5 protein-coding genes and 1 pseudogene are annotated in these 5,329 nt (G+C 37.2%); all 6 read left to right on the plus strand.

What is annotated here, in order from left to right:
* Positions 1–485, plus strand: a pseudogene (locus tag Q7P05_RS02605) (LytR family transcriptional regulator); the annotation flags it as partial.
* Between the two features lie 12 nt (positions 486–497).
* Positions 498–860 (plus strand): ribosome silencing factor, encoded by a 363-nt coding sequence (gene rsfS / locus Q7P05_RS02610; protein WP_005386808.1) that lies wholly within the window; start codon positions 498–500, stop codon positions 858–860.
* Between the two features lies 1 nt (position 861).
* Positions 862–1,770, plus strand: coding sequence for a S1 RNA-binding domain-containing protein (locus Q7P05_RS02615; RefSeq protein ID WP_039969222.1), 909 nt, complete (start codon positions 862–864; stop codon positions 1,768–1,770).
* Positions 1,771–1,775: 5 nt separating this feature from the next.
* Positions 1,776–3,116 carry a Trk system potassium transporter TrkA gene (trkA, locus tag Q7P05_RS02620; RefSeq protein ID WP_303930279.1) on the plus strand — a complete coding sequence of 447 codons (1,341 nt, stop codon included), beginning with the start codon at positions 1,776–1,778 and terminating at the stop codon, positions 3,114–3,116.
* Positions 3,117–3,128: 12 nt separating this feature from the next.
* A complete protein-coding gene (locus Q7P05_RS02625) occupies positions 3,129–4,616 on the plus strand; it encodes a TrkH family potassium uptake protein (protein WP_303930280.1) in 1,488 nt (495 codons plus the stop codon).
* 12 nt (positions 4,617–4,628) lie between these two features.
* The gene (locus Q7P05_RS02630; protein ID WP_295793409.1) at positions 4,629–5,225 is read left to right on the plus strand and encodes an MBL fold metallo-hydrolase; all 597 of its coding nucleotides are present in this window, start codon (positions 4,629–4,631) and stop codon (positions 5,223–5,225) included.
* Positions 5,226–5,329 lie beyond the last annotated feature (104 nt).

Below are 5,329 nucleotides of genomic sequence, written 5' to 3' on the forward strand. Positions count from 1 at the left end.
CATTAGATAGTAATAATGCCTTAGCATATTTACGATATTCTGATCCTAAACACGATACCTTTACTCGTGTGCAACGACAAGAGCGATTTTTAAAGTTGTGGGTGGAACAAGAGCATAATGCATTTTTTATAACAAATGCATGGCATATTTGGCGTATTTGGGATCATTATGATAGCAATATTTCTACATTAGATGCTATTAAGCTTGTATATAATGCTAGCAAAATCAATAAGGAAGAAATCCACTTCTATATTCTTCCTGGAGAAAAAGAGCTAGTAGGAGATATGACATATTGGAAGGTAAATCCTACGGAAGCACAACGATTAGTAGGCATTACGATGGGAAATTTACCAGCTAATGAAACGACACAATTTGTAACAGCTCCAACTAATAGTACAGCCAAGGTTGCACCAGAATCAGAACATAATGGTGGGACTATTACAAAGCCAACAGAACCTGGTGATGAGAGTAGTAAAAAACGGTAAAAGGGGAATAGTATGAAAAATAAAGAAGAAATTAAAGAAATCGTATTACAATTAGCACAAGCTGCTTTCGATAAAAAAGGTAGAGATATTGAAATCCTCGATTTAGAAGGTGTATCTATGTTAGGTGATTACTTCCTAATTGCTAGTGCGAACAATATCAAGCAATCTCAAAGTATTGCTGATGAAATGGAAGATAAAGCAGCAGAATTGGGCATGACAGTCAACCACAGAGAAGGTTACCGTGAAGGGGAATGGATTTTACTTGATTTTGGCGATGTTATTTGTCATGTCTTTGGTGGTGATGAATTGCGTGAATTCTACGGTTTAGAAGAGTTGTGGAATGATGCAGTTCGAGTTCCATTTGAAGGAGTATAATATGGCTACAGAATTGTTGGAAAATACAATTGCCACATTAAAAGTATTGCGTACTAGTGACCAAGGGGCCTTTCTAGATGGTCAAACAGGCAATACAAATGATGATATTTTGCTTCATAAGGATCAACAAACATCTCCAGTTGCTATTGGTGATGAGGTAGAGGTATTTTTATATCGCGATCCAAAAGGACGTTTAACTGCGTCTATGCGTTTACCTGCGATGAAGGTAGGTCAAATTGGCTATGTTGAGGTAATCAACACTACAAACTTTGGCTGTTTCGTTGAGGTTGGCACTGAGCGTGGTATCTTTATGCCACATGCTGAGATGCGTGGACGTCCTCAAGTTGGTGAAAAGGTTTGGGTTCGCCTATATACTGATAAATCTGGTCGATTTGCAGTATCTATGGATGTAGATGATGAAATGCGTCGTGCTTCTAAGGCCGCTACAGAGGCTAAGGTAGGACAACTAGTTAAGGGTGCTATTTATAACTTAACTAGTGATGGGGCATTCTTTATTACTCCAGAACGATGGATAGCCTTTTTACATCGCTCAGAAATGACGAGAAAACTAAAGGTTGGGGAGATGGTTGAAGGTCGCGTTACCTTTAAACGTGATGATGGCCGAATCAATGTATCTATGCGCCCTACCAAGGAAAAGGCCCTCATATCTGATGGAGATATTATTATGGAATATCTTCTTAACCGTGGTGGTAAGATGCCGTATAGTGATGAATCTTCTGCTATGTTGATTAAAGATAAGTTTAACATCAGCAAAGCCGCGTTTAAACGTGCTTTAGGGCATTTGATGAAAGAGAAAAAGATTGTTCAAGATGATGGTTGGACATTATTAACTGAAATAGGACGTCAATGGACACCTCCTGTTAGTAATGAATCACAAGAAGAGGAATAAAGACGATGAAAATTGTCATTGTAGGTGCTGGTAAGGTTGGCTATTCCTTGGCACAACGCCTGATACAAGATGATCATGATGTGTACGTTATCGATCGGTCATCAGAACGCATACAAAATCTTGAAAATACCTTAGATGTTAGCCTTGTTCAAGGTAACGGCAGTGATATACAATTGCTCAATGAAATCGGTATGGAAGATGTAGGAATGTTTATTGCTGTTACCGATTCTGATGAAGTAAATATGCTATCCTGTGCTGTAGCTAAAATGACAGGTGTTCCTACAACGATTGCTCGTGTTCGGGATAATACTGTAGCAGAACATATGGATGATGAGATGCGTGCCAAATTAGGCGTAGATTTGTTCATTAATCCTGAAATGGTTACGGCTCAAGAGCTTTTACAAATTTTAGAAACGCCTTCAGCTATTGATGTTGAGGACTTTGGTCAAGGCGCTGTGCGCCTCATGGAATTTAAGATTACAGATGATATTCCATTAATCGGAAAACCTTTAAAAGAAATCAAATTCCCTGAAGGTGTTTTACTAGTAGGTGTTTTACGCTATGGTGAAATGATTATTCCTCATGGTGAAAGTATTCTACAGCCTGATGATAGTGTATTCTTCTTAGGCTTGAAAGAAGCCGTTGAAGAGGTAGAAAGTCTTTGGTTCCATAATCATAATACATTCTATAAAAGAGCTGTTATCATTGGAGCTGGCCTTTTAGGTAGAAATTTAACGGTCCTTTTGGAGCAAGCTGGATTTTCGGTTAAAGTTATTGAAAAGAATTTTGACCGTTGTGAACAGCTAGCAAACCTTGTGGATAAGACAATTGTTATTAATGGGGATGCTACGGATTTCGATCTCTTAGAAGCAGAAGAGATTGCTGATAGTGATGTTATCATTGCACTTACGGATGATGACAAGCTTAACTTGTTAGTCGCTCTTGTAGGTAAACATATGGGGATCCCTAAGACTGTAGTACGTGTAGGGCGACCTGAATACATTATGCTTATGGAACAAGTAGGCATTGATGTCGTATTCTCTCCACGTTTATTTACAGCTAGTCAAATTTTACGTTTTGTTCGAAGCGGAGAAGGTGTTTTATCAATCTCTACCTTTGAAGGTGGGAAAGCGGAATCTATTGAGGTTGCTATTACAAGTGAATCACCTGTAGCCGGTAAACAATTGAAAGATATACGTTTACCAGGGAAGGCTTTAGTAGGTGTTATTTTGCGTGGTGATGAAGCCATTGTGCCACGTGGTAATACTGAGATTTTAGATGGAGATCACATTGTTCTCTTTGCGTTACCTGAATCAGTAAGTAAATTACTTAAATATCTAACCTAGTTTGGAGGGACTATGCGCATTCAAATTGTCATGTCCTTAGTGGGGCGGCTATTATATATATTTGGGATTTTTACATTGATACCCTTTATATATAGTGTCGTATTTGAAACTGCATATTGGTCATTTTTGATTACCACCGGTATTTCATTCGGCTTAGGTGGACTTTTATCTTATTATGGCAAAGAAAGTCAAAGTTTTAGTCTTCGCGATGGGTATTTAGTAGTATCAGCTACATGGATATTAACCGTTATCTTAGGCTCCTTACCATTTCTTGGTAGTGGTATTTTAGTCAATGTGTTTGATGCGCTGTTTGAAGCTACATCTGGGATTACTGCAACTGGTGCTACTATTATTAATAGTGTAGATGATTTACCGAATACATTTGTATTATGGCGTGGACTTATGCACTGGATTGGTGGGATGGGGATTATCGTCCTTATTTTATCCTTCTTGAAAAATCTTGGTGCTGACGCAGCTCATATGTTTAATGCAGAAGCTTCGGTACCAAAACCAGGTGTAGTTATGCCTCGTATTCAATCAATGGCTACAAAACTTTGGCGGTTATATATTGTGTTCACTGGAGTTTGTTTCCTCATGCTATGGGCGGGTGGAATCGAACCATTTGATGCACTTAATTATGCATTTTCTATTATATCTACAGGTGGTTTTACACCTACATCAGCTGGTACGTTTGTTTATGAGCAGAATAACTATATTTGCTTTGTATTTATATTCTTTATGATATTAGCAGGCGGAAATTTTTCTGTATACTATAATGCTCTTCATAAAGGGATTCGTATTTTAATTGATGATTTTGAAACACGCATGTATTGGCTTGTAATTCTAATAGGCATTATAATTATTGGATTATCATTAGCCTTACAATCTACTATAAATGATCCAATACAAATTATTAGGGATGCGTCCTTCAATCTTGTATCGATTCAAACTGGTAGTGGATTTGCTGTAAGTGATTATGATTTATGGCCTGCTGCAGCTCAGATGATGCTCTTTATTTCATCATTTTTTGGTGGTTGTAGTGGTTCTACCACAGGGGGCGTTAAAATTATACGTCTCATTATTTTAATTAAAAGTAGTATCATTTATCTGCGTAAATCGATTCATCCAGATATGGTTCAAGTTGTACGCATCAATGGTAAACCAATGCCTACCAAGTGGATTCAAATGACACAACAATTTTTATTTTTATACTTAATGATTTATGTTATTTCTGTCTTTTTGATGACTTGCACTGGTTTATCCACATATGATTCTATGCAAGTGATAACAGCATTCTTAAGTAATATTGGCCTTGGTTTTGGTGGATTTGGTCCCACTGATTCCTTTGGTGCTATGCCTGACTCAGCAAAATGTATAGCTATTGTTGATATGATATTGGGGCGTTTAGAATTATTTACCATTCTTGTTATGCTTCATCCTCAATTCTGGGAAGGGTATTTTATAAAAAAACAATCTTCCAAGCGGTATCGTATTCTATAGGGGGCGAATAATATGAATATTATAAAACGCCCTCTAGGGCTTTATAAAGCGAATTGCTACGTACTCGTTAAAGAGGGTAAATCTTTAATAATTGATCCTGGATTTCATAGTAAGCATATCATTGAAATGGTAGGGGATTCTGAACCAATAGCAGTTCTATTGACACATGGTCATTGTGACCATGTGTCAGCTCTAGATGAGGTATGTGAGCATTATAATATTCCTGCTTATTTACATCCTTTAGATCAAGAATTGTTACAATTAATTCGTCGCAGACCAAGTGTTTACAAGAAGAAAATGTATACTAATTGTAACGATTTAGTAATAGGTAAACTACAATTAGGACCCTTTGAAGTTATTGTCCATCACACACCTGGGCATAGTGCTGGTTCTGTTTGTTTTGAAATTGAAGGACATCTATTTTCAGGGGATACTGTATTCAAACAAAATGTAGGGAATACTGACAATTATAATAGTAATCCAGAAGATTTGATTAATAGTTTGAAGTATATATTAACTTTGTCTAAGGATTTAATAATCGACCCAGGACATAAAGAATCCACAACATTAAAAGATGAAGAAGAATTCATCAAAAATATTGTAGGATAGTGTTGACAAAAGTCCTGATAACCGATATACTAAGCAAGTACTTTGGATACGGCCCCGTGGTGTAGCGGTTAACATGTCGCCCTGTCACGGCGAAGATCGTCAGT

The sequence above is a fragment of the Veillonella dispar genome, from assembly GCF_937975875.1.
GTDB lineage: Bacteria > Bacillota > Negativicutes > Veillonellales > Veillonellaceae > Veillonella > Veillonella dispar_B.

Bases quoted from the DNA above. Each gene is read 5' to 3' on its own strand.
- rsfS (WP_005386808.1), top strand. From the start codon at position 498: ATGAAAAATAAAGAAGAAATTAAAGAAATCGTATTACAATTAGCACAA.
- Q7P05_RS02615 (WP_039969222.1), top strand. From the start codon at position 862: ATGGCTACAGAATTGTTGGAAAATACAATTGCCACATTAAAAGTATTG.
- trkA (WP_303930279.1), top strand. From the start codon at position 1,776: ATGAAAATTGTCATTGTAGGTGCTGGTAAGGTTGGCTATTCCTTGGCA.
- Q7P05_RS02625 (WP_303930280.1), top strand. From the start codon at position 3,129: ATGCGCATTCAAATTGTCATGTCCTTAGTGGGGCGGCTATTATATATA.
- Q7P05_RS02630 (WP_295793409.1), top strand. From the start codon at position 4,629: ATGAATATTATAAAACGCCCTCTAGGGCTTTATAAAGCGAATTGCTAC.